Source organism: Bacillus sp. F2HM (assembly GCF_019266135.1).
Lineage (GTDB): Bacteria > Bacillota > Bacilli > Bacillales > Bacillaceae > Bacillus > Bacillus safensis.
Genome location: NZ_LRMO01000011.1, coordinates 79,075 through 95,457, shown reverse-complemented (window position 1 = coordinate 95,457; position 16,383 = coordinate 79,075). Strand labels below are relative to the sequence as shown.

The following is a 16,383-nucleotide window of genomic DNA, read 5'->3' as shown; positions in this document are numbered from 1 at the left end:
AAGATTTCGGAATTGTCACGAAAATTTTCTTTATTACCCAAACGCTTTTAAGCGATAAAGTATTGTATGTAAGATTATAGCATACTTTTCGTTCAAGTAAACCTTTTTTATAAAAAAAACGTCAGCCGCTGCTGACGTTTCTTTCTTTTACAGATTATGTTCAAGCGCTTCTTTTGTAATGCTTGAGTGAGAAGCATGCCATTTTACTTTTCCACCGCTAAAAACGAGTGCCTGCGGACTTTCGTGCTTTACACCCGATTTTTCAGCCACGTAGGATGAAAGCTCTCTCGTGTTTTGAATTTGCAAGAAATAAGTTGGCACGTCTTCATGTGCAGACGCAAATGCTTCAAACTCTTGAAAAGCCGCTTGGCTGATCGGACATGTCAAACTGTGCTTAAAAAAGACAAAGGTCCCATCTTGATTCGTTAGTTGATCAAACTGTTCTTCTGTTTCAATGAGTTGTTTTGACATGATGTTCTCCTTCTTCACTTCGAGCAGTGAGAGTTAGCCTTTAGTAGATTGTTCTACTTTTTCTTTGACATCTTTGATGCCGTCTTCAATTTCTGATTTTGCTTCTTGTGCTCTTACTTTTGCTTCATCTGCTACATCAGATGCTTCGCTTGCCAAATCCGCTGCCGCATCTTCTGCTTCATTTTTCACGTGATTAGCTTTTCCAGCCGCACGCTCTTTTATGTCTTTCACTTTGTCTAAAATCTGGTTTGACTGCTCTGCTACAAGCTGAGACAATTCAGACGTTTTATCTTTCGCAATCGTCACATATTCAGTGCCTCTTTCTTTTGCATCTGTTGTGAGCCGGTCTGTTTTTTCTTTTAACGCATTCGCTTGGGTGTTCAAATCATCGCGAAGCTCTTTCCCTGACTTCGGTGCTAAAAATAATGCTGTTGTTGCACCAACAATTCCACCAATAAGTGTTCCGATCAAAAAGTCTTTGCTATTGATTCCGTCTTTGCTCATGATTATTCCTCCTATGCGAATATGGTTTATTTTTGGTGTTTACGCTGTTTCCATTTTTTATAAATTTCAAGTGCTGCGTTACTCCAGCTTACCACATCCGTCACTTTTTCTTGATTTCTTTCAACGGATGAAGAAACCGCACCAGCTGCCTGCTTTATGCTTGTATTAAATTGGTTGATCGAGCCACCAATTCCCTGCACCGCATCCACAACTGTGTTAAGTTTTGCTGATTTGTCTTGAATATCTTCAGCAAGCTGATTCGTCTTATGTAGCAACTGTGCTGTCTCTGTGGTGATGCCTTGCATCTGACCTTCAAGACCTTCTAAAGTTGATGCAACATTCTTTAAAGTCAGCTGTAAGGATTTTAATGTTTTGGACAAATAGATGACAAGAATGAGGAAAGCAATTGCGATCAGTGCAACGCTTAGATATAGAATAATAATCATCTGATACCTCCTTTGCTGCGGGCATATTCAATTCATTACCCTCTCGTTGTATCATTCAAACATCGCCTAGAATGACCGATTGAATAATAATTCTACACTTATTCGCTAATTCCTGTCCACAGCGAACGAAAAAAAGCGCCACATGTTGACACATTTAGCCCTTTTGTCACATTTTATTCAAAATAAAAAAAGTGCCGTGTGAAACGGCACTTTTTTAAAGGATTTATACAGCGACTTTTTCATAAGCACGCAAATACTTCTGAATGTCTCCTGCTCCCATAAAGATCAGAATCGCATCTTCGTGCGTTTTCAGCACAGATGTATCTTCTTCCTCAATCAATTGGGCCTGCGGGATTTTTTCTCGTAAATCTTCAATGCTCAGCTTCCCAATGTTTTCACGGGCTGAACCGAAAATATCACAAAGGTAGACATAGTCGGCTTTCTTTAGACTGTCAGCAAATTCACTTAAGAATTGCTGTGTACGTGTGAACGTATGCGGCTGGAAGACAGCCACAATATCACGGTCCGGATATTTTTGGCGAGCTGCTTCAATCGTGACTTCAATTTCAGTTGGGTGATGTGCATAATCGTCAATTAAGACCTGCTCACCAACCACTTTTTCATTAAAGCGTCGTTTCACACCGCCAAATGTCGTTAATGCGCCTTTGATAAGCTCTACATCAATGGACTCATAGTGACATAATGCAATGACAGCTAACGAGTTGAGGACATTATGATTTCCGTAGGCAGGAATGTAGAAGGTATCATAAAACGTATTGCGTACAAATACATCAAATGTGGTACCTTCCGTATTTTTCACAACATTGCGTGCTTGGAAATCATTTTCTTCGTTGAAACCGTAGTACACAACAGGTACCTTCGCTTGAATCTTCGGCAGATGCTCGTCATCACCACAGGCGATAATGGCTTTTTTCACTTGAAGCGCCATGTTTTGAAACGCATCAAACACGTCATCAATATCCGAGAAATAATCAGGGTGATCAAAATCAATATTGGTCATGATCGCATAGTCTGGATGATAGCTGAGGAAGTGTCTGCGGTATTCGCATGCTTCAAAGACAAAATACTCGCTGTTTTCTTTCCCCATTCCAGATCCATCACCGATTAAGTACGAAGTAGGTTTGGCTGCCTGCATGACGTGAGCAAGCAGTCCTGTTGTCGATGTTTTGCCATGAGCACCAGTAATCGCAACGTTTGTGAATGAATCCATGTATTCTCCAAGGAATTTATGGTAACGAATGACAGGAATCCCTTCAGAAAGGGCACGTTCAATCTCAGGGTGTGTATCAGGGAATGCATTTCCTGCGATGACCGTCATCCCTGGCTGAATATTATCTGGGTCAAATGGTAGAATTTTAATATTTCGTTCTTCTAATGCTTTTTGTGTAAAGATATGTTTTTCGATATCCGATCCTTGGACAGTATACCCAGTATCATGAAGAATTTGGGCCAGTGGACTCATACCTGTCCCTTTTATTCCAACAAAATGATAAACAGTCATAATTGTACCTCCAACAAACGTCTATCTGACTTACAGTATATGACGCTCATTTCAATTTGCAACTTGTGATTTTTGCCTCTAGCTGATCACAGATCGCAGCTCCAAATAAAGATTTTTTTCCGATCTTCCTATTCTAATCAATATTAACTATGATTAGTATCCGACAACTTTCCCATTTCTAACACCTGTTTCCGCTTATTTTACATAAAAAAGCGTTCTGGCAGACATGCGAAAAGCGTCCAATTACAAAATTGCACCTATGTGCTATCATACCATGTTTATGAAAAAAATGAAGTGGTTTGTTTAGATCAACTGTTCTAAGTCACTCAGTGTCATGAGCACTTCTCTTGGCTTACTGCCTTTCGCACCAGAGATCATGCCCTCGCGCTCCATCATATCAATCAGTCTGGCTGCACGATTGTAGCCAATCCTAAATCTTCGCTGCAAACTTGATGTACTAGCGCTATTCTGCTCGATGGCAAAACGGCAGGCATCCATAAACAATTCATCTTCGTCTGTAATCGCGGAGCCCTGCAGCATTAGTTCCTCCTGTTCAAAAAGGAACACGGGCTTGCGCTGCTTTCTCACATGTGCCACCACTTGATCAATCTCACGGTCTGATACAAAGTTCCCTTGCAGCCTTGTCGGCTTGCCGGAGCCATTTTCTAAGAAGAGCATGTCTCCTTTTCCGAGAAGCTTTTCTGCACCTGCCATGTCAATGATCGTTCTTGAATCAACCTGACTTGAAACAGAAAACGCAATTCTTGTGGGGATATTGGCTTTAATGAGACCTGTAATGACATCAACAGACGGTCTTTGTGTCGCAATCAATAAGTGAATGCCGCATGCTCTTGCTTTTTGTGCAATTCGGCAGATGCTTTCTTCGACTTCATTTGGTGCGACCATCATTAAATCAGCCAGCTCATCGATCACCACGACGAGATAAGGCAGTTTTTCACCCATTTGTTTTTCTTTCACAAGCTCATTGAATCGTTTAATTTCTCTCACGCCAGAGTGTGCAAATAGTTCATAGCGTCTTTCCATTTCATCCACTACCCATTTCAAAGCAGCAGTTGCTGTCTTGGCATCCGTAATAACAGGACTCACAAGATGCGGAATGTGATTATACGGCGCTAACTCAACCATTTTAGGGTCAATTAAGAGCATTTTCACTTCATCTGGTGATGCTTTAAACATGAGGCTCACTAAAATAGTATTAATGCAGACACTTTTTCCTGAACCAGTTGCTCCAGCAATTAAGCCATGCGGCATTTTTTGCAGATCAACCACGACAGGCTGGCCTGAGATATCTAATCCGAGTGCCGCTGTTAAAGGAGATGGATTGTCTCTAAACGCACTGCTTCTGATCATTTCTCTTAAGAACACCATTTTACTGTGCAGGTTTGGCACTTCGATCCCGATTGTGTTCTTTCCTGGAATCGGTGCTTCAATTCGAATATCCTTTGCGGACAAACTAAGTTTAATATCATCTGACAGGTTCGTGATTTTGTTCACTTTGACACCTGGTTCTGGATGTACTTCAAACCTTGTCACAGAAGGGCCCTGCGTGACATGAACAACACTTGCTCTTACATTGAAATTTTTAAGCGTCGCATTAAGCAGCTCTGCCCGCTCTTTCACCCATGTCCCGTCCTCTTCTTTTTGAGCTGGCGGTACATCTAATAGGGCGAGACTTGGAAAAACATACCCTTGTGTGTCGGCTGCTTTCTTTTGCCCTTGCACGCGCTGATCGCTTTTTAACATCATGACATTAAACGGAACCGTAGAGGTTTGACCGCTTGCGCGTGGTGGCTGCGGAGATGTCTGTTTTGGTTCTTCTTTCTTGACTTCGTGCGTTTGTTCTTGCTGCTCTGTCTGTTCTATGACTGTTTCTGCCGGTTCAGATGCAGTTTGTTCCTCTCTTACTTGTTCTACTGGCATCAAGTTTTCTTCTTCAATTTCAGCTTCTTGAACCAGCTGCTCTTTCTGCAGGTTGACTGGCTCAGCTTCTTCAAATGCTGTCGCGGGCGCTTCTTCTTGTTTGTCTTCTATTGGATCAGCTTCTACTTCTTCCACTGGTTCTGCTGACATATTTTCTGTTAACGCCGCTTCTTCTACTGGAAGGTCTGCTTCCATTTCAATCGCTGGCTGCGAAGGTTCCGGTGTTTCGAAGGTCAACATGTCTATTTCCTCAGTATGATCTTCAAACTGATGGACAGGCTCGTCTTTTATTTCTTCTTCATCACTGGAGACAGCCTGTTCCGGCTCGGACTGTACCGCCTGCTCCTGATAGACTTCTGCTTGCTGCTTATGTAAATCAGCTTCATGATGATCTTCTGGCTCGTTTTCTTCCGGCTGGATGAAAGGCTCGTCAGTTAAACGTTCCATCGTCGATTGAACATGATCTTGATAAGCGAGTTCCTCTTGCAATGTATGCGGCGGGGTTACTGCAGGCTCCTTATCTGCTCTCTCTTCTGCTGACGCTGAAACCATTTCCTTGATACGTTTTTCTTTCTGTATTGACGGGATGTTCATTTGCTGTCTGACATTCCGTTCACGCTCTGCCTCTTCTGATAACAGTGTGACACGCTGCGCCGTTTCTTCTGCTGCTTTCCTTTGAACTGAAGCTGTTTCTTCTTTTGCATCTGCCCGTTTTGGACGCATATCCTGATGATAGCCATAGATCGGTGATGGAATTTGCTCTGGTTTGAATGGCTTTTTATTCATATCAGGCTGAAGCGTTTGTTTAGGCTGATAGGTTGTCTGTTTGGTCTTTGGCTGACTTGGTTTCACGCGTCTTCTCTCCTGCTTCACTCCATCACGCTGAGGTTCATCAGGAACGAGAGGAAAGCGAAAGTTGCCTTTTGGATATTCATAATACACTTTCGTATCTTCGATTTTTTTATATTCTTTATGCTGTTCAAAAGCTGGCTGCTTTGGTGCAGCTAGATCTTCTTCAGGTCTTGCAGCTTTTTCTTCTTTCTTTTCTTCTCCTAAAAATACACTAAAAAATTTATCTAACCAACTCATCATTTATCACTCACTTTAACTCCCCTTACGTTTTCTTGGGCGATTTTTAGTATACCATTGCTTTTTCATGCAGAAAAGCGAGAAAAGTGCCGCTTTATGCTGTACATCTCTGTTATAGATGAAAAAAAGTCACTAAGTACGTACTTAGTGACTTTTGGTATAACACATTCTTCGCTCCTATGTGCCCGTTTATGGGAGGTTACGCTTTAAAGGGTTCACCAGCTTGATGGCTTCCATCTAAAACAAGAATCCCTTTTTCAGCAGGTGCATCTGGAAGATCTAACTCTTTCGCTGAACAGATCATGCCGCTTGATGGAACGCCTCTTAGCTCAGCATCTTTGATGACCATACCGCTTGGCATCACTGCACCGACCTTCGCAACCACGACATATTGGCCTTGGTCAACGTTTGGTGCACCGCACACGATTTGTAAGGTTTCATCGCCCACATCAACTTGGCAAATGTTTAATTTATCTGCATTCGGATGCTTTTCTTTTTCCTTCACATAGCCGACAACAAATTTTGGTGATAGATCCACAGTCAACGTTTCACTGACACCGTTACGGTTTAAAATTTCATTGATATCTTGAACAATGGTTTCAGAAAGCGGGACAGATCCGTTTTCTTCAATTTTCATGTAAGTGGATGCATTGAAGATATTAAAGCCTGTTGTTTCTTTTGTTTCTTGATTGAAGATTCGTACAACATCTCCAAACGTCTCATGACCTACTTCTTCTCTCGTTACATCTTTCAATGAGATAAGGAGTGTGTCGCCTACACCTTCTGCATTATAAAAAACGTTCATTCTTCAAAATTCCCTTCTACTGCTGTTTTGGTCTGCTTTTTGCAAGTATAAAGATCGGTTCAAGCTTACCCTCATCATATAAAAATGACAATGCGGTAATCGGAACCGTACCGCTGGCGAAGAAGCTCATCGACATCTGTCCTAAAATATCATAGCCTGAATCATTGCGAACATCTGCAATGATGAATACATCTTGATGGGGAACAGAAATCGCCATTTGTCCTTCTATTTTTTGCGCGTATTCTTGTAATAACGACTCATTTAAAAGTCTGCTGGCGTCATACCCGTCATTTGCACGGAAGAAATAAAACCGGTTGCCTGCCACTTCATCCATTTTCACTACAGTTTTAAGCGAACGGACGTTGAAGCTGGCGGTTTCTCTGATTCGCTCTTTTGTCCAGTTTTCCTTTTGAAGCATCTTTTCATCAATTAATCGGTAGGTGCTTCCAAGATCAAGTGCATAGTAGATTCTCGTTTCTGCTGTATGCTCATCAAACACGAGCGGAATCCCATCACTGGATGCCTCAGGAAAGGAAGTGGAACGAATGACTGGATAGATCTGCTTTTCTTTTCCTGAAATGTGCTGCGCTTCGCCTTTCATGGCACTCAGCGCTTCTTTCACATAATAAACGATCTCATCGATGGTTTCATCAGGCTTTACTTCCCACTTTGCAATAATTGGCGGGAGCTCTAGTGTGATGCCTTTGCCTGTTTGTTTATCTTCAATACGAAGCGTATCTTTTTCCCGGTCAAACTCGTGTGACCAGCTGTCGTTCGTCAGACGGCTTTTGAGTTCATTCGCAAGCTGCCTTGATGTCATTTTTGCCATCGTTTTAGACTCTCCTTTCGTTATTTAGAAAGAGAATCTGTTAAAAATGCTTCAATCTCTTCCTTTGTCTTACGATCTTTGCTGACAAAGCGGTTAATCTCTTGTCCGTTTTTAAAGACTAAAAAGCTTGGAATACCGTAAATTTCCCACTCTGCACAAGTGTCAATGAACTTGTCTCTATCGACATAGAAGTACTCAAATTCTGGGTAGTTTGCTTCAAGCTCTGGCAAGAATGGCTCAATAAATGTGCAGTCCGGGCACCAGTCAGCTGAAAATAGCAATACCGTTAAGTCTTCTTGAATCACTTTTTGTAATTCTTCGTTTGATTCAATTTTTTTCATGTTTCATTCCTCCAGTTTGTATGGTTAAATCTCCGAATTGTATATAGCCTTTCTTTCTCATCCATTCTGATACTACCAAACTAATCACTGCCGGGCCAACGATATGCAAGAGAGCGATCGCCAGAAATACAGATGGATGAAACCCCATGACGGTCAGCGTCATGAGCTGTCCAACAAGCCCGCTCGTTCCCATTCCCGCTCCTGCCGCATTATTGACCATCCCAAAGCCAATAATACCAATTGGCGCGAGAATCAGACCAGCAATTGTCGGCGGAATCAGGATGAGGGGATTTTTCACAATGTTCGAAAGCTGCAACTTTGACGTTCCAATGCCAACAGCCGCAAGACCGCCAAAGCGATTTTCTCTAAAGCCTGCAGCGGCAAAGCCGACCATTTGAGCACAGCAGCCAATCGTTGCAGCACCAGCAGCTGTCCCGCTTAAGTCAAGCATGAGCGCAAGTGCAGCACTTGAGATCGGAGAACTGAGAGCAAGTCCAACAATGGTCGCTACCAGCATGCCCATGATCAGCGGGCTTTGATCTGTCCCCCACATGATGAGCCTGCCGAGCCCTGTCATCATGGCTTCAATCCCAGGTCCGATTAGAGCAGCGGTGAAAAAGCCAGTGATAATGGTGACAAGCGGCGTTAAAATAATATCAATTCTTGTCTCACCACTGACCAGCTTGCCGAGTTCCACACCAATTAATGCTGCGGCAAAGCTTCCAGCAGGCCCCCCAAGCTCTGCTCCTGCAGCGCCTGAGACAACACTTGCAAAAATGATCAAAGGAGATGCATGTAAACGGTACGCAACCGCTACGCCGATCGCCGGTCCCATGAGCCCCATGGCGAGGGTTCCCATTTTAATGATGAGTGGAAGTGATAACAGACCGCCTGCTGTTTTTAAAATCAGACCTACCACTAATGTAGCAAATAGACCTAAAGCCATATAAGAAAGTGCATCAATGAAATACACCTTTGGCGAAAGGGAGATCCCCTTTCTTTTTAAATAAGTCATCAACGTCGTCTTCCTGCTTTCTCATAGGAAAGACGAAGAGGCCTGTCCTTCCCATTATATGTAGTATTCTTGCGATGAAAAATAGTCTCTACCATGAATATCATAATCATATTTTTTTTGCTTTATCAAGCACTTCTTGTGTAACATGAAAAGAAACAGGACAAACCTTTACTAAGTTTGTACAAAAGGAGGAGATCGTTATGCAATTAACTGTCTATTTAGCTGGAGAAATTCATAGCCAGTGGCGTGATGAAATCAAGGAGAAAAGCCAATCTTTGAAGCTGCCAGTGACATTTGTCGGTCCAATGGAAAATCATGACCGCTCAGATAACATCGGTGAGGATATTTTAGGTGAGCAGCCGAATGCCATTTTCAAAGATGATGCAGCTTCTGATTTGAACAATTTTCGTACTGAAATTTTATTAAACAAAGCAGATGTCGTCATTGCGCGCTTTGGTGAGAAATATAAGCAGTGGAACACAGCCATGGATGCATCTGCTGCGATTGCAAAAGGTAAACCTCTTATTTTAATCCGTCCAAAAGAGCTGCACCATCCATTAAAAGAACTCTCAAACAAAGCAAATATCACTGTGGAAACCGTAAACCAAGCGATCAAGGCGTTATCTTATGTGTTTGAACAGCAATAAGAAAAAAGGCTGCTCTCATTGAAGAAGCAGCCTCAGATTATTGACGAAGGGCTAAAATGATGTTTATTTTAGCCCTTTGTCTTCTTTTCAGCGTGATAGAAAACCTTTGCAGTCTAGGAAGGACGAGTACCGGAGCGGAGCGAATTGTACATTCGTGAGCACCGGCACGCAGGACTGACAACGAATGCGAGGGTTTGTCTACACGCTGAAGCTGCTCTCATTGAAGAAGTAGCCTTTTTCTATTCTATTTATACTTGTTGGTAAATAGAATCCACTGTACTTTGATCACAATTTTTCACAAGGCGGACAATTAACTCTTTTGCCGCTGCGTAATCATCCACATGCAAAACAGAATGACTTGTATGAATGTAGCGTGCGCAAACCCCAATGACAGCAGAAGGCACACCTTGGTTTGAAATATGAACACGTCCAGCGTCCGTACCACCCGGTGATACGAAATATTGATATGGAATGTTGTTTGTCTCAGCAGTATCAAGCACAAAGTCTCTCATACCGCGGTGCGTAATCATTGTCCGATCAAAAATACGTAGAAGTGCACCTTTTCCTAGCTGGCCGAACTGTGTTTTGTCACCTGTCACATCGTTTGCAGGACTCGCATCTAAAGCGAAGAAAAGATCTGGCTGAATCATATTCGCAGCTACCTCAGCCCCTCTAAGCCCTACTTCCTCTTGAACAGTTGCTCCTGAGTACAGCTGACATGAAAGTGTTTCGTCTTTTAATTCTTTTAATAATTCAATTGCAAGGCCGCAGCCATAGCGGTTATCCCAAGCCTTCGCTAAAATCTTTTTTGGATTCGCCATTGGGGTAAAAACCGTTGCAGGAACGATTTGCTGTCCTGGACGAACGCCAAGCTCTTTTGCCTCTTCTTCACTGTCTGCACCAATATCAATAAGCATATCTGACGGCTTCACAGGTTTGCTTTTTTGTTCTGGCGTCAGAAGGTGAGGAGGTGTACTAGAGACGACACCAGGAATTGGCCCGTGATCGGTATGGACGTCCACACGCTGCGCCAGCATGACTTGACTCCACCAGCCGCCAAGTGTTTGAAAACGAATCATCCCGTTTTTTGTAATGGATGAGACCATGAATCCGACTTCATCCATATGACCCGCTACCATAATTTTCGGTGCGTTTTCCTGCCCCTTGCGTACGCCAAACACTCCGCCAAGACGGTCTTGAATGAGTTCATCAGAATATTTCTCAATTTCCTTTTTCATAAAAGCACGCACATGGTGCTCATTTCCTGGAGTTCCCTGTAATTCTGTTAAATTTCGGAAAAGCGACAATGTTTCTTCGTTCATTCTACAGTTTACCTCGTTTCTATGTAATGACCATATATATTCCTATAAAAATTACACTCACTTTATACTATAAGAATTCTTTCGGTTTTCCAAGTATCTCTCCAGAAATTTTGAATATGCTTTCAAGTATTCGGATTCCTTAACATCAATGGACAAGTTTTGTATAATGGAAAAAACAGCAATACGGAGGTGCAGCACGTTGAAGTTAAAACATGTTCTGATTGGTGCGAGTATTGGCGTAGCCGCTGCAATTGTTGCAAAGAAAGTATTTTTCCCTACGTATATCTCGTCTGAAAAAGCATTAAAAATTGTGAAATCTGCTTTTAAACAGCGCGGCCCGATTGATGGCTCTTGGATTTATACTGTACCAGAACCGTATACCGTAAATGGCGAAACGATTGATGTATACAAATCTGGCATTACCCGCTCTGCCTTTGGCGAGCTTGAACAGTATGAAGTGATGATTGATGCCAAAACTGGCATGATCGTGGATGTAATTGATTCCGTTGCTTGATCAAGAAAGCTTCGCAAAGACGTGTCCTTGCGAAGCTTTTTTTATATGGCTTTGATTTTTTTGTACACAGGATGCCACATAGCGTCCTGCACAGCCTGAATAAGATCATCAGGCGTTTCTTCTGCTATTCCTTCATCAATTGCTGCCTGCGCCACACGGACGGCCACTGTCGCTGAAACGGTTCGAAGCTGATCGACACTTGGCAGCATCGCTGCACCCGGCTTCCCAACATTGACCATGCTTGCAATGGCTTCAGCACTCGCAACAAACATACTGTCTGTCATGAGGCGTGCTTTTGACACTATTGTGCCTAGACCAAGGCCTGGGAAGACAAGGGCATTATTCGCTTGTCCAATTTCATAAGTGACGCCGCCATATTCGACAGGATCAAATGGACTTCCTGTTGTCACAAGGGCACGTCCTTCAGTCCACTCGATCAGATCTTGCGGCTTTGCTTCTGAAAGAGGTGTCGGATTCGACATCGGTAAAATCGCAGGGCGCTCCACGTGTGACGCCATTTCTTTTACAATTTCCTCTGTAAAAGCGCCTCCGACAGTCGAGGTGCCAATTAAGATCGTTGGTTTCGCTTGCTTGACGACCTCTAATAGATCAATCGAATGCTTTGGACCATTACGGGCATAATCCTTTACTTCGTCAGAACGCCTTGCATATGGCTTTTGAAATGGCTGAATGTCAGGTGAATCATCTGTGAGCAGCCCCGTTTTATCAATACACCAGAAATGATCGTAGGACTCCTCTTCTTTGACTCCGTCTCTGACGATTGCATCACGGATTTGCTCGGCTATGCCAATACCTGCCGTACCCGCTCCAAAAATGACGATACGGTGATCTTTCAGCGGAACTTTCGAAGCTTTTGCACATGCCATAACTGCAGCAAGTGAAACGGCGCCAGTCCCTTGAATGTCATCGTTAAATGTACAAATACGGTCCTTATATTTTTCCAATATCGCACGGGCATTCTTTGTGCCAAAGTCTTCCCAGTGAAGGAGTGCATTTGGGAAAGTAGCACGGGCAAGCTCGACATATTGATCAATGAACTGATCATAGCGCTCTCCTCGAACACGGGAGTGCTGATTTCCAACATAAAGCGGATCATTCAAGAGACTTTCCTGGTTCGTGCCGGCATCAAGCACTACTGCCAGCACGCGGCTAGGATCAATGCCTGCTGCAGCTGTATAAACAGCAAGTTTCCCAACTGAAATGGCAATCCCGCCAACACCCCAGTCTCCAATGCCTAAAATACCTTCTGCATCAGTTGCAACGATTAAATCAATTGATTCATCGACACCATAAGAAGCAAAAATCTCTTCCATGCCTTCCAGATCATCAATCGATAAATAAAGCCCTCTCGGCTTTCGATACTCATGGCTATAACGCTGAATAGCCGTTCCTACAGTCGGCGTGTAGACAATCGGAAGCATTTCCGCCAAGTGCTCATTAAGTAATTTGTAAAAAAGCACTTCGTTTCTATCATGAAGTGATGTTAAATACACATTTTTCCCCAGTTCATCAGGCTGTGCCTTGAACTGCTCATATGCACGCTTTGCTTGATCCTCTAAGGTTAAGACCTTAGGCGGAAGAAATCCCTTTAACCCGAGCTCCTCACGCTCTTCCTTTGTAAATGCAACCCCTTTGTTTAAATAAGGGACTGACATGACTTCCATCCCTCTTAATGGTGTTTCGATCACATCACCATGTACACGATAAAATTGGTTCACCTGCACTCTTCCTTTCACAAGTTCATTTTGTCGTTATTTTGTGTGAAAGGCGAAAAAAACATACAGATGATCTTTTATCTTCCTATTTGTCTTTTGATTTCGTGTGTGATCTGCCCGTCTACGTCCCATTTTACAGCACGATAAATGGCATCATGATAAAACAAGTACCACGCATTTTTTTCTTCTGCAAATGCCTGCCACTTTTGCTTGGCTGGAATCGAAGTCATTGGGTAATCATCATAAGCCAAAACCCAAAGTGGATTTTTATGAGCATGTGTTGGCATGATATCAGCTAAATGAATCGCTGTTTCGCCCTCACTTGTGAGCGTTAAAATGCTATGACCATTGCTGTGTCCGCCTGTATGATGCAGCTCGATTCCTTCTGTCACTTCGATGCTTTCTTCAAATGTGACGACTTGATCTGCCACAGGCTCCCAGTTTTCTTTCCAATATGTATTTCTTGAGCGAATGTTTGGCGCTCTCATTTCATCCCATTCGATTTTCGATGTGATGATTTTTGCGTGCTGAAAAACAGACACGAGCATATCGCCTTCACGTCTTGTTAATCCGCTGGCATGATCAAAGTGCAGATGTGTCATTAATACGTAATCAATATCTGATGGGCGCAGACCAAGGGCTGCTAGAGATTCTTCCAATTTGGTTTCCTCTGTCACGCCGTAATTGCGTTTTTGTTTATCTGTCAGCTTCCCTGATCCGATACCGGAATCCACTAACAGATGAAGACCCTTCCACCGAATGAGAATTGGATCACATCGTAATTCAATTTGATTGCGGTCATTTACCGGGTATTTTTTTGACCATAATGGCTTTGGCACGACACCGAACATCGCTCCGCCGTCCATGTGCGTATCTCCCCCGTTTAACCAAAACAGTTCCATTTCACCTATTTTCATTGTCTCCATTGCTGTCATCCCTCCTTTTTCTATCGTAGCAAATACAGCCAAAAATCGCATGCACCAATCTTTTCATAAAAAAAGCTGACTGCCATTTTTCTTTGCAGCCAGCTTGATATCACTTGTTATTCTGGGAATTTGACTTCTGAACGATAGATCGGTTGTCCCATAGACGAGAATTTCTCTTCATATTCAGTCATCACGTTTCCTTCTAAGCCGTCCTCATGTAAATCTAGGCTGACATACGTTAAAAGAAGGCCATATGCAGAAAAACTTTTTAAGGAATATTCAAATAACCCGCGGTTATCTGTTTTGAAATGTAACTCACCGCCTGGACGGAGAATATGTTCATATCGCTCTAAAAAGGTTTTAAACGTCAATCTGCGCTTTTCGTGTCTTGCTTTTGGCCACGGATCAGAGAAATTCAAATACACCCGGTCAATCTCATTTTCCGCAAACACATCTGTCAGCGTCTCAGCATTGATGTTCAAAAGCTTTACATTTTCAACATCTGTCTCTTTGATTTTATCTACTGCCGTCACAATAACACTTTTAAATAATTCAATGCCAATATAGTTGATATCAGGATGAAGCTTGCCCATTCCAGCAATAAAGCTCCCTTTTCCTGTCCCAACTTCGATATGGATTGGATGATCATTTCCAAATAGCTCATGCCATTTCCCTTTATATTGCTCGGGACTTGCTAAAGCAATATGAGCATTCTCAGCTAAGTAATCATCTGCCCATGGTTTATGTCGCATTCTCAATTTGATACACCTCTATTTTCTTTACATTTTATCAAGATACCATGAAACATAAAGACCCGCAAGACAGCATCTTCTATGTCCATATAAAAAGACCAGCCCTTCGCTTGAGCTGGTCTGCCGCATGTATAAATTGGACGCTGAATGCACAGTTTAACCTCATAAATGACACGCAGGAAAGGAGCATTCGTATGGGTTTAAACCGTCAACATCAGCTTCAATTAATCAAAGATATATTAACCGATCACCAGCTGGATTGCTGCGGGACTGTTGCAGAGTATGAACAGGTGGGACGCGTGATTCAATTAATGCTGGCAAAAGAAGATCTGGATGCCGACATTCGTCAGCTATTAACAGATATTTATGATTACAGCCAAAAGGGCACCTCTGTCAGTTCAATTGATGCACATATTGAGGAGCATCAATCACATCTGTCTGAGTGGGTCGAGAACATTCCACTGTCTTAATGGATATTTAATCGTTTTAAGAGTGCATTTAGCTCCGCTTGCACTTCTTTTTGCGCCTTTTCATTCCCTTTTCGTTTATGCCAAACGACAAACGATACGGTTTCAGCGAGCACGTACCACGCCATGCGCTTTCGCAAATTGTCCGTCAGCGGGGCGCCGTACATAGAGAGCCAGCTTTCCCAGTTCTCTTCCTCAACATAATGGTATAAAAGCGGTCCAAGATCAATCGCTGGGTCTGCAATCATCGCCCCATCCCAATCGATCAAATAGAGCTGATTTTCATCTGTCAGCAGCCAATTATTATGATTGAGATCGCAATGACAGACGACCTTGTCCTCAAAATGGACAGCCTCCACATGCTTCTCTAAATACTGGATGGCACGCGAAATGTCTTGTGAATCAATTTGCTCGTTTAATATGGACTGTTTCAGATGCATCAGAATGGATTCTGGGTCTAGAGAGTGCTTCTCTAATCGTTTCAGCATATCGAGCAATTCTTTTGATGTATGAATTTTTCTTAGCTGCTCTGCTACAGGACGATCATTCATGTCCTTTGGCTTCAGCTCTCTGCCGCTCAGCCAGTGCTGTGCAGTAATCACATCTCCATTTTCCATCCGTTTTGTCCAGACAAGCTTCGGCACAATGCCTTCAGCTGACAAAACCGCAAGAAACGGTGACGTATTGCGTTTTAAAAATAGCTTTTGGTCATTGTGTGTTGCGAAGTACGCATCTCCCGTAGCGCCTCCAGCCGGAGAGATGTGCCATTCGCTACCTAATATTTGTCCCAACCAGTTCATATCAATTTTCAACCCATCATTTCTTAAAATATTTTAAATCTTGCTTTTTTAGTCGACAAAATTCAGCCGATTGAGGATCAATTGGCTGTTTCTTTTTTTATTTATATGATCATAAAAACAAAAAGGACAGCTATTGAGAATGAGATGCTAAACAATAGCCGTCCTATAGATTTTATCGTTACCTTCTTATACTCGTCAAGCAAAACTAAAAAATCAGGACAAGAACCTTACGAAAAAGAAGGCTTTTTTCACGGTT

17 protein-coding genes are annotated in these 16,383 nt (G+C 42.7%); 3 read left to right on the top strand and 14 right to left on the bottom strand.

Annotated features, from left to right (window positions below):
- Positions 1-147: 147 nt before the first annotated feature.
- From ytxJ to AWT60_RS07460, 9 genes are all read right to left on the bottom strand, one after another.
- On the bottom strand, positions 148-471 hold the full coding sequence (ytxJ, locus tag AWT60_RS07500) for a bacillithiol system redox-active protein YtxJ (protein WP_046312088.1): 324 nt from the start codon (positions 469-471) through the stop codon (positions 148-150).
- 33 nt (positions 472-504) lie between these two features.
- The gene (locus tag AWT60_RS07495) at positions 505-975 is read right to left on the bottom strand and encodes a YtxH domain-containing protein (protein ID WP_041107287.1); all 471 of its coding nucleotides are present in this window, start codon (positions 973-975) and stop codon (positions 505-507) included.
- A gap of 26 nt (positions 976-1,001) precedes the next feature.
- On the bottom strand, positions 1,002-1,421 hold the full coding sequence (locus AWT60_RS07490; protein WP_024424855.1) for a DUF948 domain-containing protein: 420 nt from the start codon (positions 1,419-1,421) through the stop codon (positions 1,002-1,004).
- A gap of 223 nt (positions 1,422-1,644) precedes the next feature.
- Positions 1,645-2,943, bottom strand: coding sequence for a UDP-N-acetylmuramate--L-alanine ligase (gene murC / locus AWT60_RS07485; RefSeq protein WP_025092288.1), 1,299 nt, complete (start codon positions 2,941-2,943; stop codon positions 1,645-1,647).
- 303 nt (positions 2,944-3,246) lie between these two features.
- Positions 3,247-5,976, bottom strand: a complete 2,730-nt coding sequence (locus AWT60_RS07480) for a DNA translocase FtsK (RefSeq protein WP_306299195.1) — start codon at positions 5,974-5,976, stop codon at positions 3,247-3,249.
- Between the two features lie 196 nt (positions 5,977-6,172).
- Positions 6,173-6,778 carry a YtpR family tRNA-binding protein gene (gene ytpR / locus AWT60_RS07475; protein ID WP_024424858.1) on the bottom strand — a complete coding sequence of 202 codons (606 nt, stop codon included), beginning with the start codon at positions 6,776-6,778 and terminating at the stop codon, positions 6,173-6,175.
- A gap of 16 nt (positions 6,779-6,794) precedes the next feature.
- Positions 6,795-7,607, bottom strand: a complete 813-nt coding sequence (locus AWT60_RS07470) for a DUF1444 domain-containing protein (RefSeq protein WP_076840277.1) — start codon at positions 7,605-7,607, stop codon at positions 6,795-6,797.
- 20 nt (positions 7,608-7,627) lie between these two features.
- Positions 7,628-7,948, bottom strand: coding sequence for a thioredoxin family protein (locus AWT60_RS07465; protein ID WP_024424860.1), 321 nt, complete (start codon positions 7,946-7,948; stop codon positions 7,628-7,630).
- Positions 7,935-8,963 carry a PTS sugar transporter subunit IIC gene (locus tag AWT60_RS07460; protein ID WP_041086667.1) on the bottom strand — a complete coding sequence of 343 codons (1,029 nt, stop codon included), beginning with the start codon at positions 8,961-8,963 and terminating at the stop codon, positions 7,935-7,937. The genes AWT60_RS07465 and AWT60_RS07460 overlap by 14 nt, the downstream gene beginning before the upstream one ends.
- Before the next feature lie 200 nt (positions 8,964-9,163).
- On the opposite strand from AWT60_RS07460, the gene AWT60_RS07455 reads away from it, so the two are divergent.
- On the top strand, positions 9,164-9,610 hold the full coding sequence (locus AWT60_RS07455) for a YtoQ family protein (RefSeq protein WP_024426182.1): 447 nt from the start codon (positions 9,164-9,166) through the stop codon (positions 9,608-9,610).
- Between the two features lie 248 nt (positions 9,611-9,858).
- Here the strand turns inward: AWT60_RS07455 and AWT60_RS07450 are convergent, their stop codons facing one another.
- Positions 9,859-10,932, bottom strand: coding sequence for a M42 family metallopeptidase (locus AWT60_RS07450; RefSeq protein WP_218677089.1), 1,074 nt, complete (start codon positions 10,930-10,932; stop codon positions 9,859-9,861).
- Between the two features lie 199 nt (positions 10,933-11,131).
- Here AWT60_RS07450 and AWT60_RS07445 point away from each other — a divergent pair, with 199 nt between their 5' ends.
- On the top strand, positions 11,132-11,446 hold the full coding sequence (locus AWT60_RS07445) for a PepSY domain-containing protein (RefSeq protein WP_003217759.1): 315 nt from the start codon (positions 11,132-11,134) through the stop codon (positions 11,444-11,446).
- Between the two features lie 41 nt (positions 11,447-11,487).
- On the opposite strand, the gene AWT60_RS07440 is transcribed toward AWT60_RS07445, so the two are convergent.
- The 3 genes from AWT60_RS07440 to trmB form a co-directional block, all read right to left on the bottom strand.
- The gene (locus AWT60_RS07440) at positions 11,488-13,185 is read right to left on the bottom strand and encodes an NAD-dependent malic enzyme (protein WP_041107293.1); all 1,698 of its coding nucleotides are present in this window, start codon (positions 13,183-13,185) and stop codon (positions 11,488-11,490) included.
- Positions 13,186-13,259: 74 nt separating this feature from the next.
- A complete protein-coding gene (locus AWT60_RS07435; protein ID WP_041107295.1) occupies positions 13,260-14,108 on the bottom strand; it encodes a YtnP family quorum-quenching lactonase in 849 nt (282 codons plus the stop codon).
- 116 nt (positions 14,109-14,224) lie between these two features.
- A complete protein-coding gene (gene trmB, locus AWT60_RS07430; RefSeq protein ID WP_024424866.1) occupies positions 14,225-14,866 on the bottom strand; it encodes a tRNA (guanosine(46)-N7)-methyltransferase TrmB in 642 nt (213 codons plus the stop codon).
- A gap of 188 nt (positions 14,867-15,054) precedes the next feature.
- Between trmB and AWT60_RS07425 the strand changes: the two genes are divergently transcribed.
- Positions 15,055-15,330 carry a YtzH-like family protein gene (locus tag AWT60_RS07425; RefSeq protein WP_024424867.1) on the top strand — a complete coding sequence of 92 codons (276 nt, stop codon included), beginning with the start codon at positions 15,055-15,057 and terminating at the stop codon, positions 15,328-15,330.
- On the opposite strand, the gene AWT60_RS07420 is transcribed toward AWT60_RS07425, so the two are convergent.
- Positions 15,327-16,127, bottom strand: a complete 801-nt coding sequence (locus tag AWT60_RS07420) for a phosphotransferase family protein (protein WP_024424868.1) — start codon at positions 16,125-16,127, stop codon at positions 15,327-15,329. The genes AWT60_RS07425 and AWT60_RS07420 overlap by 4 nt on opposite strands.
- Positions 16,128-16,383 lie beyond the last annotated feature (256 nt).

Coding starts and splice junctions, on each gene's coding strand:
- ytxJ (WP_046312088.1), bottom strand. CDS start 471: ATGTCAAAACAACTCATTGAAACAGAAGAACAGTTTGATCAACTAACG.
- AWT60_RS07495 (WP_041107287.1), bottom strand. CDS start 975: ATGAGCAAAGACGGAATCAATAGCAAAGACTTTTTGATCGGAACACTT.
- AWT60_RS07490 (WP_024424855.1), bottom strand. CDS start 1,421: ATGATTATTATTCTATATCTAAGCGTTGCACTGATCGCAATTGCTTTC.
- murC (WP_025092288.1), bottom strand. CDS start 2,943: ATGACTGTTTATCATTTTGTTGGAATAAAAGGGACAGGTATGAGTCCA.
- AWT60_RS07480 (WP_306299195.1), bottom strand. CDS start 5,976: ATGATGAGTTGGTTAGATAAATTTTTTAGTGTATTTTTAGGAGAAGAA.
- ytpR (WP_024424858.1), bottom strand. CDS start 6,778: ATGAACGTTTTTTATAATGCAGAAGGTGTAGGCGACACACTCCTTATC.
- AWT60_RS07470 (WP_076840277.1), bottom strand. CDS start 7,607: ATGGCAAAAATGACATCAAGGCAGCTTGCGAATGAACTCAAAAGCCGT.
- AWT60_RS07465 (WP_024424860.1), bottom strand. CDS start 7,948: ATGAAAAAAATTGAATCAAACGAAGAATTACAAAAAGTGATTCAAGAA.
- AWT60_RS07460 (WP_041086667.1), bottom strand. CDS start 8,963: ATGACTTATTTAAAAAGAAAGGGGATCTCCCTTTCGCCAAAGGTGTAT.
- AWT60_RS07455 (WP_024426182.1), top strand. CDS start 9,164: ATGCAATTAACTGTCTATTTAGCTGGAGAAATTCATAGCCAGTGGCGT.
- AWT60_RS07450 (WP_218677089.1), bottom strand. CDS start 10,932: ATGAACGAAGAAACATTGTCGCTTTTCCGAAATTTAACAGAATTACAG.
- AWT60_RS07435 (WP_041107295.1), bottom strand. CDS start 14,108: ATGGAGACAATGAAAATAGGTGAAATGGAACTGTTTTGGTTAAACGGG.
- AWT60_RS07425 (WP_024424867.1), top strand. CDS start 15,055: ATGGGTTTAAACCGTCAACATCAGCTTCAATTAATCAAAGATATATTA.
- AWT60_RS07420 (WP_024424868.1), bottom strand. CDS start 16,127: ATGAACTGGTTGGGACAAATATTAGGTAGCGAATGGCACATCTCTCCG.